This window comes from Bacillus paranthracis (genome assembly GCF_024296885.1).
Classification (GTDB): Bacteria; Bacillota; Bacilli; order Bacillales; family Bacillaceae_G; genus Bacillus_A; species Bacillus_A paranthracis.
The window spans coordinates 2,440,222-2,464,163 of record NZ_CP101135.1; the positions used below are offsets into that span (position 1 = coordinate 2,440,222).

A 23,942-nucleotide genomic window follows, 5' to 3' on the forward strand; every position below is an offset into this window, starting at 1 on the left:
GAAAACGATACCTTGAATATAGGTAGAACTCGTGTATTTTAGAAAGTGGTGAAGAAATAATGAAATTAATAGCAATTGATTTAGATGGAACCCTTCTTTCAGGGAATAAAATGATTAGTACAGAGAATGCAAAAGCAATTCGAGCATGTCAAGAAGCGGGCCATGTTGTAGCGATTTGTACAGGACGTTCTATTGTCGATATTGAACGATTATTGTTAGAAGCTGATTTAGAGTGTCCGATCATTGCAGAAAATGGTGCACTTATATATAAAGATAAAAAAATGATGAAAAGATATCCAATTCAAAATATGCAGGCACTTAAAATAGTAGAATATCTTGAAGAGAATGGTTTATATTATCAACTTTATACAGATAAAGGCGTATATGTTCCAGAATATGGAGTGGAAAGTGTACGCAGGGAAATTGAGGATTTGAAAAATTCAAAAACAAATGTGGATATACAAGAATTAGAAACAATTGCAGCATTATACCTTGAGCATACAGCATTTCATAGTACGGAAAGTTGCAAGTCAATTGTAGAAACAGAAATACACGTGCATAAATTGTTGCCATTTTCTTATGATATAGAGAAATTAAAAAAACTAAAAGAAACATTTCTTCATAATTCAGATTTAGCAATTACATCTTCATATTGGCACAATTTAGAGATTAATCATCGAGATGCTCAAAAAGGGAATGGATTATACACTTTAGCTGAATATCTTAATATTTCAGTTGAAAATACTGTTGCGATAGGTGATGGGCTAAACGATGTTTCTATGATGGAAAAAGCGAACATTTCAATTGCAATGGGAAATGCTGTTGAAGAAATAAAAGCGATGTGTAAATATGAAACATTATCTAATGAAGAACATGGTGTTGCACATGCTTTATATAAATATGTAATGTAACATAAAAAGAAAAAAAGAATCCAATTGGATTCTTTTTTTCTTTTTATTAGGGGTAAGGTATTCTATGAGATTCATAGAAGCCTTATTACATTTTATTATATAGAATATATTGGAATAAATGTTTATATTTTTCATGATAATTGTGAAAATTTTATGAACTTTATATGTAATGTATTTTTATATTGCTACTAGTGTGTATAAAACTATGTCAAAACTTAACGAATGTAAGGATGTTAAGGAGAGTTCATGCAACATAAAAGATCATGATTGGCTTAGCTAATAATCAGTCGGAGATGAATAAAACTTACTAATTAGAGTTTCAATTTGCATGCATATATTTTTTGTTTTTAATTGAAAAATAAAATTTGTTCGAATAATTATTCTTCAGCTATATACCTACAGGCACATTCTTCGTATAATGGAGAAGTATGAATTTTACATATTGAGGTGAAAAAGGAATGAATGCGCGGCTAATGGAACTTATTGATGTGAGTACAATAGAAACCATGGCAGAACAATTTTATCAATTAACCAACATATCACATCAACTTCTTGATGCTGAAAAAGAATGTATATTTTCATTTGGAATAAATGAAAAGAAAATATGTAAACTTCCCAAAATTGAAATCCCCATTTTTTTATACAATCAATATTTAGGATCTTTTGTTGTATGGTCTCAGAAAAGCGAAATTTTCAATTCCCAAAAATACTTTGAAATGCTTTCAAATCTAATTATAGGTGGAGTAATGAAAGGATTTCAAAGTAAAAATACAACGTTACTTACTCGAAAAGAGGAGGAACTACATACAATCTTACAAAACATGCCTATTATGGTTGATGCACTTGATTATAATGGAGATTTTGTTTTGTGGAATCGCGAATGTGAAATTGTAACAGGATATACTGCGGAAGAGGTAATTGGAAATCCAAACGCACTTCGCTTACTGTATCCTGATCATAATTATCGTCACGAGATACAAAAGAAATTTTTGACTCGTGGAAAGAACTTTAGAGATTGGGAAATGCGCTTAACATGTAAAAATGGTGAAATTAAAACGATAATGTGGTCCAATATATCAGAACAGTTTCCTGTAAGTGGATTTAGTTATTGGGCTGTTGGTGTAGATATTACACATTTAAAAGCAATAGAAGAGAAATTAATACAACAAACGTCTGAATTGGAATTAATTTTTCAAGCTTTACCAGACTTATGTTTCTTAACAGAAGATGACGGCACAATTATTGATTATAAAGCAGGATCCCCTACAAAATTTTACGTACCCGCAGAAGCTTTTATGGGAAAAAAGTTTTACGAAGTATTACCAACTTCAGTAGCACAAAAATTTCAAGAAGCAATTTTTCAAGTGAAAGAAAAAGGAACAAATGCAATTGTTGAATATCCGCTTACAATTAATGAAAGTATCGATTTCTTTGAAGCTAGATGTTTACCGTTATTACATGATAAAATTATGATTATTGTACGGGATATTACAGAGCGGAAAAAGACAGAAGAATTGCTAAATAAATCAGATACACTTGCAGCAATTGGTCAATTAGCAGCTGGTGTAGCTCACGAAGTTAGAAATCCATTAACAGTCATTAAAGGGTTTATACAGTTATTCCAAATTAATAAAGAAGATCAAGAAAAATATTTTGATTTAATGCTTTCTGAAATTGAAAGAATAGAAGCGATTCTTCAAGAATTTTTGTCGATTGCTAAAACAGACGAAATAAGTACCGAAAAGAAAAATATTTATCAAATATTTAAAAATGTCGTCTCATTAATGAATACAAAAGCAATTATGACAAATATTCAAGTTGAATTATATACAAATTCCAAGGATATAATCATTGAATGCTCAGAAAATCAACTGAAACAAGTATTTATTAACATTTTGCAAAATTCAATCGAAGCTATGCCAGATGGTGGGGAAATTTCAATTCACATAAAAGAAATTGGTAAAGATGGTATCATTATTAGTGTAATTGATAAAGGAATAGGAATACCTGAAGAAAGAATTAAAAGATTAGGTGAACCATTCTATAGTACGAAAGAAAAAGGTACCGGTATTGGATTGATGTTAAGTTATAAAATTATTGAAAGTCATCAAGGGAATATAAGTATTATGAGTGAGGTTGGTGTCGGGACAACAGTAACGATTTACTTGCCAAAAATTCAGAGTAAAAAGCCTTTATCAAATTATGATGATAGATTAGAATCAATACGTTCAATTATTAATTCTTAAATACCCAATAACGAAAAGTCAAGCTTTTCGTTATTGGGTATTTTTGTATTTAATTTAGAAAACTTTACCTTTTCTTTAGATTTGCTTTAATTTCTATTAAGTTTTTATCAATATATTAGTATTTGTGCAAAGTAATGTATAGAAAACGTGCATTACTTTTAATATATAGATTCAATTATTAATAGAAATACAGTAAGGAGGAGATTATGACAAGGTGAAAAAACAAAAGAAAAAAAGCGATAGAGCAGTACCGATGCGGTTAAACATTTTATTCTTATGTGTATTTATATTGTTTTCTGCCATGATTATACAATTAGGTAAAGTACAAATTATCGATGGTGAGACGTATAAAAATGAAGTGGAGAAGAGAGAAAATGCAACCGTAAGCCTTTCTGTGCCGCGGGGAAAAATATTTGACCGAGAAGGGAATCCAGTAGTTGATAATAAGTCTTTACGTACAATTACATATACAAAGATGAAAGGTGTAAAATCAGAAGAAATATTAAAAACAGCAAGACAACTTGCAGAGATAATTGAAATACCACAAGAAGATATAGATAAACTAACTGAGACGGATAAGAAAGATTTTTGGATGCAATTAAATCCGACACTAACCGAAAAATTAGTATCTAAAAAAGAAATAAATAGGTTCAGAGATAAAGATATTACCGGGAAAAATTTAGATAAAAAAATTGAAGAGTTAAAAAGAAAACGAGTTACGGATAAAAATCTTCAAGATTTAACAGATAAAGATGTAAAAGTGTTAGCTATTAAAAGTAAGATGACTTCTGGTTATCAAATGGCTCCACAAATTATTAAAAAAGACGTTAGTGAAAAGGAATTTACTATAATTAGTGAAGGTTTAGCAAATCTCCCAGGTGTAGACGTGTCGGTTGATTGGGAGAGAGTGTATGTGAATGATGGATTATTCCGATCCGTTCTTGGAAATGTTTCTAATTCTGATGAAGGATTACCAAGTGAACGATTAGATTATTACTTAGTACGTGATTATAGCCGAAATGATAGGGTTGGAAAAAGTTATATCGAGCAGCAATATGAAGATGTACTTCATGGTACAAAAAAAGAAGTAAGAAGCGTTGCAGATAAACAAGGTACTACAATTAGAACGGAAACAATTTCTGAGGGAAAGAGCGGTAAGAACTTAACTTTAACGATAGATATGGAATTACAGAAAAAAGTAGAAGAAAGTATAGAAAAAATATTAAAGGCATATAAAGGATCTGAATCTATGTTGGACCGTGCTTTCGTTGTAATGATGAATCCGAAAAACGGACAAGTATTATCAATGGCTGGGAAAAGACTTGTAGAAAAAGACGGGAAAACAGAAATTGAAGACTATGCATTAGGTACAATGACTAGTTCATATGAGCTGGGATCAACAGTTAAAGGTGCCACAGTTTTAACTGGATTTGAAACGAAAGCTATAACACCAGGTACTTATTTTTATGATGCACCTATGAAGTTTAAAGGTACTAGGGAGAAGAAATCTTGGAAAGAGTTTGGAAACATTGATGATTTAAGAGCGTTACAAGTCTCTTCAAACGTTTATATGTTTCATACAGCATTAAAAATTGCAGGTGTGGATTATGTGAAAAATAGTTCATTAAATATTAAACAGGAATACTTTGATAAAATGAGGTACTATTTCAGACAATTCGGATTAGGTGTTCCAACGGGTATTGATTTACCGAATGAAACAGCTGGACAAATTGGTAAAAAAGATAATCAGCCGGGTTTCTTATTAGATTACTCAATTGGTCAGTATGACACGTATACACCACTTCAGCTCGTACAGTATATTTCAACAATTGCAAACGGTGGATATCGAATGAAGCCACAAATTGTACAAGAGGTAAGAGAGCAAACGTCGCAAAAAGATGAGATTGGTAAAGTGGTGCATGCAGTAGAACCAATTGTTTTAAATAAAATTGATATGAAAGAGGATTATATAAATCAAGTAAAAGAAGGATTTAGAAAGGTATTCCAAGAGGGTGATGGAACAGGAGTAAGGGCGTTCCAAAAAGCATCTTATAAACCAGCAGGTAAAACAGGAACAGCACAGACAGTTTACGGTGGAGAAAGCGATATTGGAAGAAATGAAAAGGGCGAGAGAAGAGAATGTTATAACTTAACGTTAGCAGGGTATGCGCCATATGATAATCCAGAAGTAGCATTCTCTGTAGTTGTGCCGTGGGTTATGAATGATAAATCTGGTATTAACTCTGATATTGGAAAAGAAGTTTTAGATGCTTATTTTGAATTGAAAAATAAGAGAATGACTGGATAAAATTTACAAATAGATAGCTCTCAAGAAGGTTAAAACATATGAAATAATATAGAAACTAGAGTCATTTAATTTAGGGATAGATTCAAAATGGGTGATAGAAAGGTAAAATCATTCTATCAATTGTTCACGTTTTATAAAATAAATCATATATTGATAGCATAGGACAAGCTGAAAAGCTTATTCTAACCTCACAGAACACTCCTTATCACGGTTAGGCATCTACTTATGTAGATGCCTTTTTTAATTAAATAACTGACAATTATTTATCAATCTAAAGTAGCAAGTATATTAGGACTATTAGGGGAAGATTGACGGTAATTATTACAGTATGATTATTAAGAGCGTTGAAATGTAAGGAGTGAGAAAGAAGTGCTAAATATTTTAATGTCCCATTTGTCATCATTCCACACGATAAAGACCAGCCAATGATAGCACAAAGATTAACTGAGCTTGAAGCCGCGCATCGGTTATTGAAAGAGAATGTTAATGTGCAAACGTTAAAAGAAGCGGTAACCGATGTTCTTTCAAATGAAAAGTATAAGCATGGAATACGAAAACTGAAAGATAGTTTTTTAGATTGTGGTGGTTCAAATGAAGCAATTACAGTGATTACATCTCTTTTAAATAAATAGTGTGGGGAATATAAAAGCATAGAGGCTCAACCTTTATGCTTTTATATGATTATCCCGCAAACTGCACAGCAGTATTTGCATGTAAAAAAGCAGTATCAAAAACAGGAACAGTAAGGTCGTTTTGGGAAATGAGCAACGGTATTTCGGTGCAACCTAGTAGTATACCTTCTGCGCCATTTTGAATTAATGATTTTGTAATTTGTAATAGCTTTTCTTTTGATGTTTCTGAAATAATTCCTTTACTTAATTCATTTAAAATAACATGATGAATAAAATTTCTTTCCTCTTCATTTGGGATGATTGTCTCAATGTTATAGTTTGCTAGACGTGATTTATAGAAGTCTTGTTCCATCGTTTGTTTCGTACCCAATAATCCGATACGCTTTATATTCTGTTCTACCATTTCTTTAGCACTTACATCACCTATGTGAAGAAGTGGAATGGATATTGCACTTTCTACTTCTTCAGCAAATAAATGGACCGTATTGGAACACATTAATAAACATTCAGCTCCGGATTTTTCAACCTTCTTTGCAACAGTAACTAATTCGTTTTTCACTTCTTCATATTGATGATTTTGTAATAAAGTCGTTACTTCACCAAAGTCCATGCTATATAAAACAAGCTTTGCATTTTGGTCGTATTGAGAGAGTGTAAGTGTATTAATATGTTTATAATATAATGATGTAGATTCCCAACTTAGTCCGCCAATTAAACCAATTACTTTCATCGTACATTCCTCCCGTAACTATTTTAAATTTATTATTTCATAATTCCGATAAGAATACAATGATTTAAACGTGCCGTTAAATAAAAAATAAAAATAATTAGAAAAGTGTTGAAATTTATACTTCTTAATGCCATAATACGAATTACAAATTAATACTTATCCAGAGAGGTGGAGGGAACGGCCCTATGATACCTCAGCAACCCCTATGTAAATGTATAGGAAGGTGCTAATTCCGCGGAGAACACGATGTGTTTTTTGGAAGATAAGAGGATTCTTAAACGTGAAAGAAAATGACCTCTTATGTAAGAGGTCATTTTTTGTTGTATAGAAAGGGAGTGTCGATGCATAATTCATTTTCAAAATAAATATAGAGTAATAAAAGTTGACTATTAAGAGGGGGAATTGTTATGAACAAATTATCAACAAAATTAGTAGTGGCAATCGGAATTGGAGCAGCATTATACGGGATATTAGGACTTTGGGGATTTTCTATTGCACCAAATACATTTATTAAACCTGCATTAGCTATTTTAACCGTTTTTGGAGCGTTATTTGGTCCAGTGGCAGGACTGTTAATAGGACTTATCGGTCATACCGTAACAGACACAATCGCTGGCTGGGGTATTTGGTGGGGATGGGTTATTAGTTCAGGCATTATTGGCTTTGCAATGGGGTTCATTCAAAAAAGAGTTGGCTTTAGTGTGAAAAACGGGACATATAATAAGGGAGATATTTCTTATTTAGCCATTACTGGCTTAATTGGAATTGTCATTGCTATTATATTTGCTGGGGCATTCGATATTATTGTAATGGGAGAACCGTTTGACAAAATTGTTATACAAGTGTTAGGTGCAACAATTGCTGACGTTATTGTATTTTTAGTTCTTGGATTGCCAATTACAATAGGCCTAGCTAAATCGAATAAGAAACATGCACATTTAAAAATTGAAAAGTAGGGATATTAAAATGCAACCAATTATTTCTTTTGAACAATTCAACTTTCAATATAAGCATGCAGCGCAGCCTACTGTGAAAGACATTACATTTCATATATATCCTGGGGAAAAAGTGCTAATTGCTGGACGAAGTGGTTCAGGGAAATCAACGTTAGCTCATTGTATGAATGGGCTAATCCCATTTTCTTATGAAGGGACTAGTACTGGTAATATTTTAATTGCTGGAAAAGATCCGAGGAAAAAGAGTGTTTTTGAACTGAGTAAACATGTAGGCACAATTTTACAAGATCAAGATGCACAATTTATTGGTCTTACAGTAGAAGAAGATGTAGCCTTTTATTTAGAAAATGAATGTGTAAATCAGGATGAAATGAAAAAGATTGTCTCGGAGTCATTAAAAAAGGTAGGGATGCATACTTTTCATAAACAAAGTCCGCATGAATTATCTGGAGGGCAAAAACAAACTGTTTCTTTAGCGGGTTTGTTAACAACAAATGCTCCTATATTATTGTTCGATGAACCGTTAGCAAATTTAGATCCAGCTAGCAGCTTACATACAATTGAACTTATTAAAAATATACATAAGCAATATAATAAAACAATTGTAATTATTGAACATCGAATAGAAGAAATGTTAAATCTGGATTTAGATAAAATTATTTTAATTGATGAAGGGGAAATTGTTGCGATAGGGACACCAGATGAGATTTTAGCGTCAAATATATTACCCTTAATCGGATTAAGAGAACCTATGTACATAGAAGGATTAAAAAGATTACATTTTGATAGTAATAATGACGTAATATATCCACTTGAAAATCTTCATAAGGAAAGTATTAGTGGCGTAATAAAAGAGTGGATGGAGAAAAAAGCTTTTTGTAAAGATACTCCTACAAAAAAAGAATTATTGAAAGTAGAGAATTTATCATTTTCATATCCTAATAAACAAAAAGTATTAGAGAATGTAAATTTATCCATATATGAAGGAGAAATTGTAGCACTTTTGGGCCATAACGGAGCTGGAAAATCAACATTAGCTCATAGTCTTATAGGAATAAACAAAACAAAAAATGGCAGGATTTTAATTGATGGAGTAAATATTAATTCTTGGTCTATACGTAAACGCGGTGAGATTATATCTTATGTCATGCAAAATCCAAATCACATGATTACACAACCTACTGTTATAGAAGAGGTTTCATTCACATTAAAATTACAAAAGGTTTCAAAGGAAGAAATTAAGTTTAGAGCGGAGGAAGCGTTAAAAATTTGTGGTTTGTATCCATTTCGAAATTGGCCAATTCAGGCGTTAAGTTATGGACAAAAAAAGAGATTAACGATTGCATCTGTACTAACAGCAAATCCAAAACTTATCATATTAGATGAACCGACAGCGGGACAAGATTATTATCATTATAAACAGTTTATGTCGTTTATTAGAAAATTAGCTAAAAAGGGAATATCATTTATTTTTATCACACACGATATGAATCTCGCATTGGAATATGCAGACAGGGCGATAGTTTTACACGAAGGGAGGATTATTGCGAATCATACCGCATCCATTGTATTAGGACATCCAGAAACGTTACAAAGAGCGAACTTAAAGGAGAGCTCTTTATTCAAACTCGTTAAATTTAGTGGTATTGCAAATCCTGAAAAATTTATGGAACTTTATTTTAATGATATTAGGAGGGAGGAAGGTGTATAATACATATTTTCATCGCATGAACGGAGCAGTGAAATTGTTGTTATTTATTTTTTGTATGACGCTTACCTTTTTATTTTTTGATTTTCGCGTATTGCTATTCGTATTTATAATTGGATGTATCGGACTTTTAGTTGCTAAAATTCCATTTCGTAAAATTTTTATTGTTTTTACTGTTATATTTACATTTAGTTTATTAAATTCTGTCATGATCTTATTTATTACACCAACCCATGGATCTGAATTAACTGGATCGTATACTTCATTTATGTATATTGGATATGCAACAATTACATACGAAACATTATTTTATGCAGCTACACTTTCGTTAAAATATTTTACGTTATTACCATTTACACTTATTTTTATTTATACGACTGATCCAAGCAAATTTGTGAGTAGCTTAAGTAAATTTCGAATTCATTATAAAATTACTTATGCGATAAATATCGCATTACGTTATATACCTGATATACAGTCCGAATATAAAGTTATTAAACATGCCCAAGAGGCGAGAGGAGTAGCTTTTGAAAAAGGAGAAGCAAGTTTATGGATTCGCATGCAAAACCGTGTCTTAATTTTCTGGCCTTTAATTATTCATTCTTTAGAGAGAATCGATACAGTTTCAAACGCAATGGATTTAAGAGGATTTGGAAAGAAGGATACACGTACGTGGTTCTATACAAATAAAGCGAAAATCGGAGATTTCATTGCTTTATTTGTAGGTGTTTTTATTTTAATTGCTGCAGTATATGTAAAGTTACATGTATTTCAAAATTTTTGGTATCCATTTTAAAGCACTCTCAAATGAGTGCTTTTACTTATTTTTATATAGACATGCTCAAAAAAGGGATATTTACATAATGTATAATACGAACCAGTTAAAATGATCAACTACCTATTAGTTTTCAAACCAAAAGGAGGAGAAAATATGAGTTACGGTGGTTCTTGTGGTTTTGGTGGAGGTTTCGCTTTATTAGTTGTGTTATTTATTTTATTAATTATCGTTGGATGCAGCTGCTGGGGCGGAGGGTACTAATTTTTAATTAGTCTCCACAAATGTAAACTAAAAAAACATAGAAGATACTTCTGTATCGAAACAAATAAAAAAGGAGCGATTATGCTCCTTTTTTATTTGTTGTTAGATGCGTTTTTATTACATTTCGGGAATGTAATTGTCAAAGTAGTTCCTTTATTCATAACGCTTCGGATTTTTAAACTACCGTGCATCGTTTCAATGATTTTCACAGCAACCATTGTACCTAAACCTGTACCTTTCGTTTTTGTACTAAAATACGGTTCGCCAAATCGATTTATTTGCTCTTGTGACATACCAATTCCGCTATCTTCAATTCGTATGATAACTTTATTATTACTAATAGAAGAGGAGATATGTAAAGTACCGCCATTAGGCATTGCTTCAATACCATTTTTTAATAAGTTTAAAAAACATTGCTGAAAGTGCTGTTTATTACCAACTATTGTTGCCGTAGAGAAATCTTTTGTAATATGTATTGTATTCATATTACATAAAGGTAAGATCATATTAATAACTCGATTTAATTCTTGTTCTACTGAAATCTCATCTAACTTTTCTGAAGCAGGTTTAGCAAACGTTAAATAATCATCAATAATCCCTTGGGCATGATGTAATTCTTCCAGTATATGCTTAATATACTCGTCTCTTGATTCTGGAGTTAAATTTGGTGTTTTTAAAAGTTGTGTAAATCCTTTTACAACAGTTAAGGGATTTCTTACTTCGTGCGATATACTAGCAGCGAGTTGGCTAACAATCTCCATTTTTTCCATTTTAATTAACTTCGATCGCATGCATACTGCATCTTTTAAAACTTCATTAAAATAAACTACAAACAACATTAAAACGGTTGGTAATATTATGAAATAAATGATGTACAAATTATTCACTTCAAAATCTGATAAAGTTAATACAATTACAGTTGTAAATATTGCTAAGAAAAATGTTAAAAACATTGCATAAGCTACTTTAATTTTTCTATTATACGTATTAAATTTTGCGGATGCGAATGCTGTAATGATAAACATTGTTCCATACACTACTATTGTTAATATACTAAATCCATAAAATGAAAATCTTGTAATTAATAAAATAGCAAACAATGTTATACCGACAGGGAAGCCACCATAAAGCGTACCTACTATAACCGGTATTTGTCTTAAATCATGAATACAATTTTCATCCATATAGATAGGATAGCGCATACATAAAATAAGAGGGATACTCGTACAAAGTATAATAAGTAGTTTTTTATATTTCTTCAAATTGCGCCCGCTATCATATATAAAATAAAAAATAAATATGCTACTTAAAATGTATAGAAGGTTATTTAACACGTGTTGATTGATATACACAAAGTTCATAATATTTGCCTCGTTATTTTTAATTTCCTTTTCATATATATTATCATGATAATAGTATAAACTATATATTTGTTTGAATAATATAGATTTATATCTTTTTAGTATTCGACACGTTTACCCACTCTTCATAAAATTCTTTAACTGATGCATATCGTTCGGTTCGGTTTTCATTTACTGCGCGATACGCTATTTCATATAAATCCCTACTTGCTTCCCATTTTGTAAAGGAGCGATCTTTTCCACCACCTAAAATCGCGAAAGCCATTGCCCCCATATTAAATACATTTGTTCTCGAATCAATTATAGCGTTTAGTTCAAATTCTTCAGGAGACATAAAACGTGAGGAACCCCATAATCTTCCCATTTTATTTACGTATGGTTTTTTAGAATATAAATCAATATCACAAATTTTCGTTTCATTTGCATTAAAATTATACATAATACTACCATCATAAAAATCTATCGCTACATATTTTTTCTTTTCGACATATGTATGGAAAGAAAAAATGGAATTTAAGGATTGAACTCGTTTTCTAACAGGTAAATGCTTAAATTTATAAAATGGAGAGTTTGGATTTTTATATTTTTCAGGAGGCGGGAAACTCCAGTGCGAATGAAGACATTCACCATCAAACCAATCGAAAATTAATACATATCCAGATTGAACTGGAAAGTGTTCAATTAGTTTTATAAGCGAGTTGTGTTTTAATTCCTTGTATAGGAAAACTGAATTTTTCAAACGTTCAATAGCGTCGTTTATTGTTCCTTCGTATGCAATTGTTTGTGCCCCTGCGTATTTAATGAATTTTTTATGGCCATTTTTTTCAACACCAAAACTTATATTACCTGAATCTTGCTGGTCAAAAACTGCAAATACGGTTCCTAATTTCAATAGCCAATCAAAATTATGATGTTCTTTTAACTGGAATGTAACTTGATTTAACTGAATTTCAACTGGAATATCTTTCATATTATACCTCGCATTTATTATAATTAAGTTATATATTTCAGTATTCGACACGTTTTGTAAAAATCCTATGTGAATCACATGAAATTTATATAAATATAATAATAAATAATTATAAAAAGGTGGATAAAATGGAACAACAAATCGTTATTAAACCATATGAAAAAGAGTGGAACGAAGAGTATTTAATAGAAAAAGAGAAATTTATTTCTTTATTCGGGGAAGATTGTATTGCTATTGAACATATAGGGAGCACATCTGTACAAGGGTTAGGAGCGAAACCTTTAATTGATATGATGATTGGCGTAACAGATTTGCAAATTATCAAAAAGTGGATTGAAGATTTATTAAAAATTGGATATGAGTATGTTCCAAAAGAAACACCTAATTGGCGTTTTTTTAGAAAGGGAAAATGGAGAGCGGGTACTCATCATTTACATGTTTATATTTATAATAGTGACGAATGGAAAAACAATCTTTTATTTCGAGACTTTCTAATAAAGCATGAATGGGCACGTAAAGAATATAGAGAACTAAAAGAGAGACTTGCAGCTACATATCCTTTTGATCGTGTTTCTTATACAAATGCAAAAGCACCATTTATTCAAAAGATATTAGAATTAGCTAAAACTCAAAAGAATTAACATTACAGATTTTTATCTGAAAAAATTTAAAAAATCCCTTCCTACGTTATTTATAGGGAGGGATTTTTTCTTTTGTCATAACGATATACATCTAATTATTGGAGACAGATTAGTTTATTTATTTCGATATTTCTAGTACATTGAAAATATTAAGGGGGAATGAAGCAATGAAAGCAATTTTACATCAATATAAAAAAGGGGTAGAGGGGTTAGAATATAAATTTTTATCTGAAACAAATCCTAATGCCGGGGAAGTAAAAGTAAAGTTAAAAGCAGCAGGATTAAATCATAGGGATTTATTTATTATAAACAATAGAAAAGAAATGGATCTACCGTTAGTAATAGGGTCAGATGGTGCAGGTGTTGTTACAGAAATAGGAGAAGGTGTTTCAGCTGATTTATTACAAGCCGAGGTTATTATTAATCCTAGTATTGGATGGGAGAATATTGCCGAAGTACCAGAGTTACCAGAGGTGTTAGGGGGACCAAAAGATGGAACGTTTGCTGAATATGTAATAGTGCCCGCTGAAAATGTAGTAGGAAAACCGTCATATCTTACTTGGGAAGAGTCTGGCGTTTTGGCTTTATCGGCACTGACTGCATATAGAGCGCTTTTTACAAAGGGTAGATTGAAGTGTGGAGAACATGTTTTAATTCCGGGGATAGGCGGCGGTGTAGCGACATTTGCTATGTTATTTGCAAAAGCAATTGGCGCAAAAGTAAGTGTTACTTCAAGGGTAGAGAACAAAAGAAAATTTGCCGAAACATATGGCGCAGATTTTTCTTTTAATAGTTCTGGAAATTGGGAAGAGAGTTTATGCGGAGGAAAAGTAGATTTAATAATTGATAGTATAGGTCCAGCAACATTCTTAAAATACTTTGATGTATTAAAACCAAATGGGAGAATTGTTAATTTTGGTGCAAGCTCCGGAGATAAAATTGAATTACCTTTACGAGCGTTATTTTATAATCAAATCGATATTATGGGGACATCTATGGGTAGCAGTGAAGAATTTAATGAAATGATTAAGTTTATAGAGAAATATAAGATTAAACCAATTATGGATAAAGTTTATTCGTTGGAAGAAGCGATTCAAGCGTTAAGACGTATGGAGCAGGGAGAACAGTTTGGTAATATCGCTCTACGTATGGAATAAAAATAGGATTTAATAACCTATGTTTTTATATGTATATGTTATGTAATATATACACTTTTAGTTAGTGGGTTATATGATTTTAAAGGTTTTTCCATCATATATATTTTTAATGCGTGTAAATAGTTACATAATTGTCAAATGAAAATTAGTAACATGAATAAAGTGAAAATCTAAATGTGTGTAAATGTTGTATACTGTGTAAATCAAGTAAACTTGTATCTTAATTTCAAGTGAAATAAGAAATTATAAGGAGAGAGTAATGTGAATTACGCAGTATTTCAATGGATAAACAATTTAGCAGGTACATCTGTACTCTTAGATAAGGTAATGATTGCTATTACAAATAGTGCTGCATATGTGGCTATTCTATTCATGCTTATCTTATGGTTTCATAACGGAAAGAAAGAGAATGCGATAAGAAAACAATATACAGTGTTGTATACGACACTTTCAGTAATAATTGCATTGCTAGTAAATGTTTTTATTCATTTAGTATACTATCATCCACGTCCTTTTGTATCATATGATGTGAATCAACTAGTACCCCACGCAGAAAACTCATCCTTTGTTAGTGATCATTCTGTACTTGTATTATCGATTGCATTCATGTTTATTCTTAGAGGAGAAAAGTTAAGATATATCGCACTTTTGTGGGCAGTATTAGTTTGTATATCACGTTTGTATGTAGGTGTTCATTTTCCTTTAGATGTAATGGGTGCGGCTGTCATAACGATTTTAACAAGCTGTTTATTATTGCAGAAAAAACGTATTTTTGAACCAATAGCAAAACTTGTTTTCAAAATGTATGCATTCGTAGCGAAACGAATTCGTTTTTTAGAGAAATATAACCATGTAGCTTAAATTTCATAACTAGCCTTTTATAGCTTAGGAAAAAATCCCCCTTTGGAAATTCAGAGGAGGATTTTTTGTTGTATACAAGTGAATAGATTACTTGCAATAACAATTTGAGTGTTATACAAAAAGAGTGAATATTCTTAAATTTCACGTACTGTATTTTAAGTATTTAAATAACTGACAATAACTATAACTAGTTTCACACTGTTTTAAAGGAATTCATACGAAAACTTCGAAACATATAGTATTGAAAGTAAAAATTACATATTTTAAAGCACATCCTTGCATGTATCAATTAAAAAAGAAAGGAGCGAAATATGCATAAACTTCAAACGAATAAAGGCGCGCGGTATTTTATGATTGCTTTTATTGTTTTGTTTCTAATTATGCTTTTGCGTTTTTTCTATATTCAAGCAGTAGGAGTCGTGCATAATGTGAATGTAAAGGATTTAGCAAATGAACAACATAATAAAAATGGTGTTTTGGAAGCGAATCGTGGCACGATTTATGATCAAACTGGAAAAGTGCTCGTTCAAGATTCAACAACGTATCGTGTTGTTGTGAATTTGAAAGGTAATGGCAAATTGAAAAATAAAGATGAAACCGCAGCGCAATTAGCTGATGCGCTTGAAATTAATAAAGAAGATGTGTTAAAGAATTTCCATGAAGGGCGTACGCAAGTTGAAATCGGAAAAGTTGGCCGGAATCTGTCTAGGGAAAAGAAAGAACAAATTAAAAAATTGAAAATCCCAGGTGTTTCTTTTATGCCTGAGAAAGCAAGAGTGTATCCAAATGAAGATTTTGCATCTTATATACTTGGTTTTGCTAGACCAGACGATAAAGGAAATACAGAAGGGAAGTTTGGGCTTGAAAAAAGTTTAGATAAATATTTGCGCTCGACAAATGGGAATATAGAATATGTGGGAGCGCGAGGAGGTATCCCGCTTACAAATGATATAGGAAAAATAGAACCCGCTAAACATGGAAATAACGTATATCTTACGCTCGATAAACAAATTAATAGTTTTTTAGAAGAAGCGATGAATAAGGCGCAAGAGCACTATGACCCTTCTATGTTAGTAGGTATTATAGCGGATCCAAAGACGGGGAAAGTTTTAGCTATGTCTAGTAAACCTAGTTTTAATCCTAATAAAGGGGATATTGAATACTTTTTAAATGATCCAATCGCAAATGCATATGAACCAGGTTCAACGATGAAAGTATTTACGTTAGCTGCAGCAATCAATGAAGGTGTATATAACGGGAAAGAATATTTTCAATCCGGCAAGTATTCAGTAGGTTCATCGGATATAAAAGATCATAATGGTGGGTTTGGATGGGGATCTATAACATTTGATGAAGGTTTTGAAAGGTCATCAAACGTAGCTTTTTCTATTTTAGAAGATCAGTTATTAAAACCAAATAAATTTAAGCAATATATGAATAAATTTGGTTTTAACCAAAAAACGGGAATAGATTTACCTGGTGAAAGTAAAAATACTTTATTATTAAATACACAAATTCAACAAGTAACAACTTCTTTCGGACAAGGTTCTACAGTAACTCCAATTCAATTAATCCAAGCTGCAACCGCTATAGCAAATGACGGGAAAATGATGCAACCATATATCGTTGACAAAGTTGTAAATCCAACAAACAAGCAAGTTATTATGGAAAATCAACCGAAAGAAGTTGGCAATCCGATAAAAAAAGAGACTGCGGACAAGGTAAGAGACTTAATGGAGCGTGTTATTACGTCTTCAAAAGGTACAGGTACAATGTATAAAGTCGATGGTTACCCAATAGGAGGCAAGACAGGAACAGCGCAAATTCCGAATCCTGAAAATGGACGATATATGGAAGGAAAAGAAAATTATATTTTTTCATTTTTAGGTATGGCTCCAATTGATGACCCAGAGTTAATTGTATACTTAGCTATTAAGCAGCCAAAGTTAAAGGGAGATGAATATGGAGCTCAGCCACTCGCTGAAATATTTAAACCAGTTGTGAAAAATAGCCTTGAATATTTAAAGGTGAAACCATATACAGAACAACAAATGACCAATGCAACGAAAAAATCCCAATTAAAAGTGCAAAACTATGTGAATCAATCAATAGATACGGTAGAGAATAATGTAAAAAAAGAGAAACTCCAACCGATAATTTTAGGAGAAGGAAAAATTAAAAAACAATATCCGCAGTCTGGTGAAGTAATGAGTGAAGGTGATCGTATATTTTTATTAGGAAACAACGCAACAATGCCCAATTTACAAGGTTGGTCCATGCGTGATGTTATGTATTTTTCTAAACTATTAAAATTAGATTTAAAAACTTCAGGTACGGGTTATGTAACAAATCAAAGTATTGAAAAAGGACAAGCTATACAAGAAGGCGATATATTAGAACTAGAATTAGAACCACCGTTACAACCGTTAGTAGAGGCAAATACAAATTAATTCAGGAAATATGAAGGGTCTATATATAATAGACTCTTTTTTTAATGATTCAAGTAATTTCACGCACCGTAATTTTTAGAAAAAATAATAAATAAGATTTTTAACAGTTACTAAAACAGAAAAACCTACATATATTGAAATTAGAACGATTGTTCAAATTTTTGTATGAAACGACGGAAGGAGTCTACATTGAATAAAAGACGATACGATAGCGATTTAGCCAAAGAAATAATAGCAGAGAAAGCGATAGAGTTATTTTCCTTAAAAGGATATACAAGAACCTCAATTGATAACATTGCGAAAGCTTCTGGTTACAGTAAAGGACATATATATTATCATTATAAAAATAAAGAAGAATTATTTGTTTATTTAGCTAAAGACAGTATGAGAAACTGGCACGATAAATGGGAAATAGCAGAAAAACAGTATACAAACGCTACTGGGAAATTATATGGGATAGCTAAATTTGTACTTTATAATTACAAAACGCCATTATTAAGAGCAGGACAAGAACTTGCCTCTGATCCGAGCGCGAACCCTTCTACAATTCAACAACTCTATGGTTTAGCTGTTATCCCTTTAAAAACATATCAAAAAATTTTGGATGAAGGTATACAAAGTGGTGAATTTTATATAGAAAATGTTGAGGATTCAAGTCTTTTATTAGGTTCATGGCTAGGTGGATTATGTCAATTCATTCATTCATTTGAAACAGAGAAATTAGAAGTTTTATTTAATGAAGCCATTACGATTTTTTTACTTTCTATTTCAAACAAACATGCGTAGCATTACAAGCGAATTAGAACGATTGTTCAAATCTTTACACTCGTCCGTTTTCATTATATGTATTAACAACAGGAGGTTTTTTATATGGATGAACAAAGAGTCGCAATTATAACTGGCGGAGCTTCTGGTATCGGTAAAGCTTTAGCTATTCGATTAGCAAATAAAGATATATTTGTAATTATCGCAGATATTAATGAAACAAGTGGTCAAGAGCTTGTGAATAATATAAAAAATAATAATCAACTAGCTAGGTTCGAATATTTAGATGTTACTAACGCTGAATCCGTAGAGGAACTTATTATAAAAATAGTCAATGAGTTTGGTAGAATTGATTATATGTTTAATAATGCTGGAATTGCTATGTATGGAGAAGTATTCGATATGTCTTTAGATAATTGGAAACATATTATTGAAATAAATTTATTAGGAGTAATTTACGGGACACAATTGGCTTACCAATTCATGAAAAAACAAGGATTTGGTCATATCATTAATACTGCGTCTGCAACAGGTTTAGGACCTGCTCCACTTTGTACCGCGTACGCAACAACAAAACATGCTATCGTCGGTTTAACAACGTCATTACATTATGAGGCAGAAGAATACGGTGTAAATGTAAGTGTACTTTGTCCAACTTTTGTAGATACACCCATATTTGAAAAATCAATTGCAATTAATATGAATAAGGGCCAAATTATAAAACAACTAAAAACAAATAAGCCGATTTCAGCAGACAAGTTTGCTAAAATTGCACTGAAAGCTATTCATAAAAATAAATTAGTTATATGTCCAATGCCGTTTAAAAAAACAATGGACGTATTCTTTACCTTATTTCCTTATCTTCATAAAAAGCTAATGCGTTTCATATGCCGAATTGGTCGAAAAGCAAAAATGACCCAACTATAAATATCTGATTATTTTTTATTTACAGTTAAATGCAAATGTGATAATATGGAAAAATCAAATGCAGTGAAGAGAAGAGTAAATAAAATGAATTTTTCACAGAGAGCTCCATTTAGCTGAAAAGGAGTAAAAATTCTTTATTGAACCAAGCCTCTGAGCAGCGCATCGGAACCTATAATTAGGGGGTAGTGTGACGGGAGCTCCCGTTATAGAGCTATGGTATAAGCATGAATTAGAATGCAGTACCAGATAAGGTTAATATGGTGACATATTAACAAACTAGGGTGGCACCGCGATGATAAATCTCGTCCCTAAGACTAAAAGTCTTGGGGGTGGGATTTTTTTATTGGTTTAAAACACTTTGGAAAGCGGGGGCCTAAAATGAAAAACTTACTTAACGATTGGAAATATCCTTTATTACTACTGTCCGGAGTTGGTATTGCAAATTTAGGGGCATGGATTTACTTAATAGCACTGAATGTACTTGTCTATCATATGGGTGGCTCAGCCTTAGCTGTTGCTACTTTATATGTAATTAACCCATTAGCTACTCTATTTACAAACGCTTGGTCAGGAAGTATGATTGATCGTTTAAATAAACGGAAATTAATGATTTACCTCGATATATATCGCGCGGTATGTATCGCTATTTTACCATTACTTCCATCACTTTGGATCGTTTATGTATTCGTATTCTTTATTAGTATGGCCAATGCAATTTATGAGCCAACTGCGATGACGTATATGACGAAATTAATACCAGTTGAACAAAGACAACGTTTCAACTCATTGCGTAGTTTAATAGGGTCTGGTGCCTCTGTAATTGGACCATCGATAGCGGGAGCATTGTTAATAGCAAGTACATCAGAGGTTGCAATATATATAAATGCTATAGCGTTTCTCTTATCAGGAATAATTACATTGCTATTACCTAATCTTGATAAAAAACCTGATATTCATACATCAAATGACAGGTTGTCTTTAGCTGTACTAAAAAAAGATTGGACCATCGTTTTAAATTTCAGTAAAAAGTCTTTGTATATCGTTTTCGTGTACTTCTTATTTCAAGGGATGATGGTGTTAGCTGCCGCAAATGATTCACTTGAATTGTCATTTGCGAAAGAAGTTTTATTGTTAACAGATAGTGAATATGGTTTTTTAGTTAGTATTGCTGGAGCCGGATTTATTTTAGGAGCAATAACAAATACAATTTTATCAAAAAAATTAACACCTTCATTTTTAATTGGAATAGGATCATTTTTCATCGCAATCGGTTATATAATTTATGCTTTTTCAAATGAGTTTTTAATAGCTGCTATCGGATTCTTTATTTTATCTTTCTCTATGGCATATGCAAATACAGGATATTATACCTTTTATCAAAACAACGTTCCCGTTCACATAATGGGACGGATTGGAAGTATATATGGACTAGTAATTGCCGGCATAACCATTTTGATTACGATTCTATTCGGAGTTGCAACTCAATTTATTTCTATACAACTTGTAGTTATTGTAGGATCATTGGTAATGTTACTTATAACTATTATATTGTGTGTGTTTACTTTATTGCCATCACATTCTAAAGTGCATTCTTCTGAGTCAATACATTCGAAATAATTCTCTTAGTTTTGATTTGAATCTTACGATGTTCAATAGGAGGGTTATCCCTCCTATATATGGAAATATAAAAAAGGAGAACAATATTGATAAACGAGGGTGATTTTTGTAATGAAAACAAAAAATCAAATAGATAACATTGTAAAAGAAATATATCGTCATATAGATTTCTCTGGGGTAATTTTAGTGAAAGAAAAAAAGGGCATAGTTTATGAAGAAGCGTTTGGTTATGCAAATCGAAATGAGTATATAAACAATACGCTACAAACTAGGTTTGGAATTGCCTCCGGCTGTAAAATATTCACAGCAATTGGCATTTGTCAACTTGTTGAAAGAGGTGTAATTACTCTTCATACAAAGTTAAAAGATTGTTTAAGTATTGAATTTTCAAATTTCAATGAAGATATTACAATACATCACCTTCTGACACATAGTTCGGGTATTCCGGATTATTTTGATGAAAGTATTTTGGATAACTTTGAGGATCTTTGGAAAGAAACTCCTATGTATCTATTAAAAAATTTAAAAGACTTTTTACCATTATTTCAAAACAGAGATATGATGTTTGCGCCTGGAAGTAAGTTTCACTACAACAATGCTGGTTTTATCATACTGGGGTTAATAATCGAAGAACAGACAGGACTTAAATTTACCGAGTATATAGAAACAAATATATTTAAATTAATTGGTATGAATGATTCTGGCTATTTTTCTTTAGATAGATTACCAAAGCAGACAGCTCTCGGATATATAAAAGATGAAATTAGCCAGACATGGAGAACAAATGCTTACTCTATTCCGATAAAAGGTGGTTCTGATGGTGGAGCTTTTATTACTGCGCCAGACATGATGAAGTTTTGGGAAGCGTTATTTAACTATGAAATCATAAGCCAAGAATATACAAAAATACTTTTAACTCCTCACATCCAAGTAAATAGTTATCAATCTTACGGCTATGGAATATGGATTGAAATAAGAGAAAACAAGATATTCAAATATCATGTAATGGGATATGATCCAGGCGTTAGTTTTCGCTCGGCCGTATATCCAGACTTAGGGATTACATTAGTTATTCCGTCAAATAAAGGGGCAGGACCCGAAAAATTAATGATAGAAATAGAAGGAGCTTTTTAATTATATGGATATAGAAATTAGATCGTATAGAAAAGAGGATGAAACCGGTTGGGTACGTTGCCGTGTGTTATCTTTTCTAGATACAGCATATTACGATAACGTATTTAGAGAGAAAGAAAAATATGAAAATCCTGCAATTGAATTAGTAGCTGTATACGAAAATCAAATTGTGGGTTTAATAGATATTGAATATGAATTAGAAGAACGTACGGTATGTTCAAGAGGGACAGGTCTTGGCGGCATGATTTGGCATATTGCAGTTCATCCGGATTTCCGTAGAATGAAAATTGGTAATCAGCTATTAAAGGAAGCGGAGAAGTTAGCGAATGAACGTAACCTAAATCGCCTAGAAGCATGGACTAGGGACAATCTATGGGTACATGGATGGTATGAAAAGAACGGATTTGTAAAAGTAGATTCCTATTTACACGTATATAGCGATCATACAGACGAGATAAAAGGTGTAATGAAAAGTAATATAGATCAGTTATATCCAGTTCAAACATTTGCTCATTATACAGGTGAAAATAAAGAAGACATAAGAAAACAATTTAAACGAGTGCATGATTGTTTTTGTTTTGAAAAGTATTTTAACTAACAATTCATACGTGTTAAAGTATACATTTATTTTGAATAAAGATGATAAAAGACATACGAGTCAAAAGTACGTCTTTTTACTTTTATAAATAAGCTTATGGCTATTACATGGTGTAACATAATAAATAGACAATAGTATAATTGGAAATGAATAATACATTAATAAAAAAGTATAAATACATTCATCCCTTGTTTATCAATGCTGTGAACGGTAATACTAAATAACATTGAACTTTTATAACAAGGGATGATCATATGATATTCATTTACACGGATTTCGGCGGAACGCATTCAACTGCACTTGCAGCAGCCTATCATTTAAATAAATTACCAACGGATCGTAAGCTAACAAAAGAAGAAATATTAAATGTGGATTACTTTAATAAATTGAAAACTGAAGATATGGGGAAAATTATTTTTCATGGAGTAGATGAAAATGGTAACCCGGTTTATACGATTGGATGCGGCGCATCAAAAATCGTTGTACCTGCGATGAAGCATTTAGGAGAGATTCTGCAAAAACATTATCAAAGTCATGAAAAGATTGTTTTTTCTAATACATCACCAACAGTACCTTTACCAATGACTTTTGGCGGTCTGTTTTCTAGAAGGTTTCACATCGACTTTATCGGTGTACCATTACTCGTATGGGGTGCAAAACTTAGCTGTGATAATGTACAAAGACTTGTTAGTTATACGAAAGAAGCCGGACGATTAACAAATGATTATGTTGTGATTTTAGATAATGAAACTTTTAAATAATGTAGGATAAAAGGAAAATCAAGCAAATTTCTTGATTTTCTTTTTAATTTGTGAAAAAGACAAGAAATATTCACATTTATCATCTATCTACTATAGCCAAAACAATAAAGTCCTGTTACTATTACAGGGATATTCTCTTTTCATAACATAAATATATAGAAAAATTAGAA

Annotated in this window: 20 protein-coding genes, 1 pseudogene, 1 riboswitch and 1 other annotated feature; of the genes and pseudogenes, 18 read left to right on the plus strand and 3 right to left on the minus strand. The window is 31.7% G+C overall.

Features of this window, described 5'->3' with window-relative positions:
* Positions 1-59: 59 nt before the first annotated feature.
* The 4 genes and pseudogenes from NLJ82_RS12460 to NLJ82_RS12475 form a co-directional block, all read left to right on the plus strand.
* Positions 60-911, plus strand: coding sequence for a Cof-type HAD-IIB family hydrolase (locus NLJ82_RS12460; RefSeq protein WP_000766401.1), 852 nt, complete (start codon positions 60-62; stop codon positions 909-911).
* Between the two features lie 458 nt (positions 912-1,369).
* Positions 1,370-3,157, plus strand: coding sequence for a PAS domain-containing sensor histidine kinase (locus tag NLJ82_RS12465; RefSeq protein ID WP_000994083.1), 1,788 nt, complete (start codon positions 1,370-1,372; stop codon positions 3,155-3,157).
* A gap of 214 nt (positions 3,158-3,371) precedes the next feature.
* On the plus strand, positions 3,372-5,465 hold the full coding sequence (locus NLJ82_RS12470; protein ID WP_000744298.1) for a peptidoglycan D,D-transpeptidase FtsI family protein: 2,094 nt from the start codon (positions 3,372-3,374) through the stop codon (positions 5,463-5,465).
* Positions 5,466-5,836: 371 nt separating this feature from the next.
* Positions 5,837-6,097: pseudogene (locus tag NLJ82_RS12475) on the plus strand (glycosyltransferase); the annotation flags it as partial.
* Positions 6,098-6,146: 49 nt separating this feature from the next.
* Here NLJ82_RS12475 and NLJ82_RS12480 read toward each other — a convergent pair.
* On the minus strand, positions 6,147-6,827 hold the full coding sequence (locus NLJ82_RS12480; protein ID WP_000864406.1) for an aspartate/glutamate racemase family protein: 681 nt from the start codon (positions 6,825-6,827) through the stop codon (positions 6,147-6,149).
* Positions 6,828-6,980: 153 nt separating this feature from the next.
* Positions 6,981-7,096, plus strand: a riboswitch (SAM riboswitch).
* A 138-nt stretch (positions 7,097-7,234) separates the two neighbouring features.
* Between NLJ82_RS12480 and NLJ82_RS12485 the strand changes: the two genes are divergently transcribed.
* From NLJ82_RS12485 to NLJ82_RS12500, 4 genes are all read left to right on the plus strand, one after another.
* Entirely contained in the window at positions 7,235-7,783 is a 549-nt protein-coding gene (locus tag NLJ82_RS12485; RefSeq protein ID WP_001038199.1) for an ECF-type riboflavin transporter substrate-binding protein, read from the plus strand.
* 10 nt (positions 7,784-7,793) lie between these two features.
* Entirely contained in the window at positions 7,794-9,494 is a 1,701-nt protein-coding gene (locus NLJ82_RS12490; RefSeq protein ID WP_001182473.1) for an ABC transporter ATP-binding protein, read from the plus strand.
* Positions 9,487-10,287 carry an energy-coupling factor transporter transmembrane component T family protein gene (locus NLJ82_RS12495; protein WP_000282912.1) on the plus strand — a complete coding sequence of 267 codons (801 nt, stop codon included), beginning with the start codon at positions 9,487-9,489 and terminating at the stop codon, positions 10,285-10,287. The genes NLJ82_RS12490 and NLJ82_RS12495 overlap by 8 nt, the downstream gene beginning before the upstream one ends.
* Before the next feature lie 135 nt (positions 10,288-10,422).
* Positions 10,423-10,530 carry a YjcZ family sporulation protein gene (locus tag NLJ82_RS12500; protein WP_000120182.1) on the plus strand — a complete coding sequence of 36 codons (108 nt, stop codon included), beginning with the start codon at positions 10,423-10,425 and terminating at the stop codon, positions 10,528-10,530.
* Between the two features lie 92 nt (positions 10,531-10,622).
* On the opposite strand, the gene NLJ82_RS12505 is transcribed toward NLJ82_RS12500, so the two are convergent.
* Together NLJ82_RS12505 and NLJ82_RS12510 are read right to left on the minus strand one after the other, a co-directional pair.
* Positions 10,623-11,891 carry a sensor histidine kinase gene (locus NLJ82_RS12505; RefSeq protein WP_001012257.1) on the minus strand — a complete coding sequence of 423 codons (1,269 nt, stop codon included), beginning with the start codon at positions 11,889-11,891 and terminating at the stop codon, positions 10,623-10,625.
* A gap of 88 nt (positions 11,892-11,979) precedes the next feature.
* Positions 11,980-12,861: a protein kinase family protein gene (locus NLJ82_RS12510; protein WP_000651951.1), complete on the minus strand. Its 882-nt coding sequence runs from the start codon at positions 12,859-12,861 to the stop codon at positions 11,980-11,982.
* 128 nt (positions 12,862-12,989) lie between these two features.
* Between NLJ82_RS12510 and NLJ82_RS12515 the strand changes: the two genes are divergently transcribed.
* The 10 genes from NLJ82_RS12515 (at position 12,990) to NLJ82_RS12560 (ending at position 23,772) form a co-directional block, all read left to right on the plus strand.
* Positions 12,990-13,502, plus strand: a complete 513-nt coding sequence (locus NLJ82_RS12515) for a GrpB family protein (protein WP_000437689.1) — start codon at positions 12,990-12,992, stop codon at positions 13,500-13,502.
* A gap of 167 nt (positions 13,503-13,669) precedes the next feature.
* Entirely contained in the window at positions 13,670-14,659 is a 990-nt protein-coding gene (locus tag NLJ82_RS12520) for a zinc-binding dehydrogenase (RefSeq protein ID WP_000644320.1), read from the plus strand.
* A 261-nt stretch (positions 14,660-14,920) separates the two neighbouring features.
* A complete protein-coding gene (locus tag NLJ82_RS12525; protein WP_001104979.1) occupies positions 14,921-15,520 on the plus strand; it encodes an undecaprenyl-diphosphatase in 600 nt (199 codons plus the stop codon).
* A 311-nt stretch (positions 15,521-15,831) separates the two neighbouring features.
* Complete coding sequence (locus NLJ82_RS12530; RefSeq protein WP_000549343.1) at positions 15,832-17,970, plus strand: penicillin-binding protein; 2,139 nt, start codon at positions 15,832-15,834, stop codon at positions 17,968-17,970.
* A 189-nt stretch (positions 17,971-18,159) separates the two neighbouring features.
* Positions 18,160-18,756, plus strand: coding sequence for a TetR/AcrR family transcriptional regulator (locus NLJ82_RS12535; RefSeq protein ID WP_001042675.1), 597 nt, complete (start codon positions 18,160-18,162; stop codon positions 18,754-18,756).
* Between the two features lie 84 nt (positions 18,757-18,840).
* Positions 18,841-19,662 carry an SDR family NAD(P)-dependent oxidoreductase gene (locus tag NLJ82_RS12540; RefSeq protein ID WP_000344379.1) on the plus strand — a complete coding sequence of 274 codons (822 nt, stop codon included), beginning with the start codon at positions 18,841-18,843 and terminating at the stop codon, positions 19,660-19,662.
* Between the two features lie 54 nt (positions 19,663-19,716).
* Positions 19,717-19,975: a binding site (T-box leader), on the plus strand.
* Between the two features lie 65 nt (positions 19,976-20,040).
* Entirely contained in the window at positions 20,041-21,279 is a 1,239-nt protein-coding gene (locus NLJ82_RS12545) for an MFS transporter (RefSeq protein ID WP_000793385.1), read from the plus strand.
* A 111-nt stretch (positions 21,280-21,390) separates the two neighbouring features.
* A complete protein-coding gene (locus NLJ82_RS12550) occupies positions 21,391-22,413 on the plus strand; it encodes a serine hydrolase domain-containing protein (protein WP_000850784.1) in 1,023 nt (340 codons plus the stop codon).
* Positions 22,414-22,417: 4 nt separating this feature from the next.
* Positions 22,418-23,011, plus strand: coding sequence for a GNAT family N-acetyltransferase (locus tag NLJ82_RS12555; RefSeq protein WP_000350641.1), 594 nt, complete (start codon positions 22,418-22,420; stop codon positions 23,009-23,011).
* A gap of 254 nt (positions 23,012-23,265) precedes the next feature.
* Positions 23,266-23,772 carry a DUF3189 family protein gene (locus tag NLJ82_RS12560; protein ID WP_000576331.1) on the plus strand — a complete coding sequence of 169 codons (507 nt, stop codon included), beginning with the start codon at positions 23,266-23,268 and terminating at the stop codon, positions 23,770-23,772.
* Positions 23,773-23,942 lie beyond the last annotated feature (170 nt).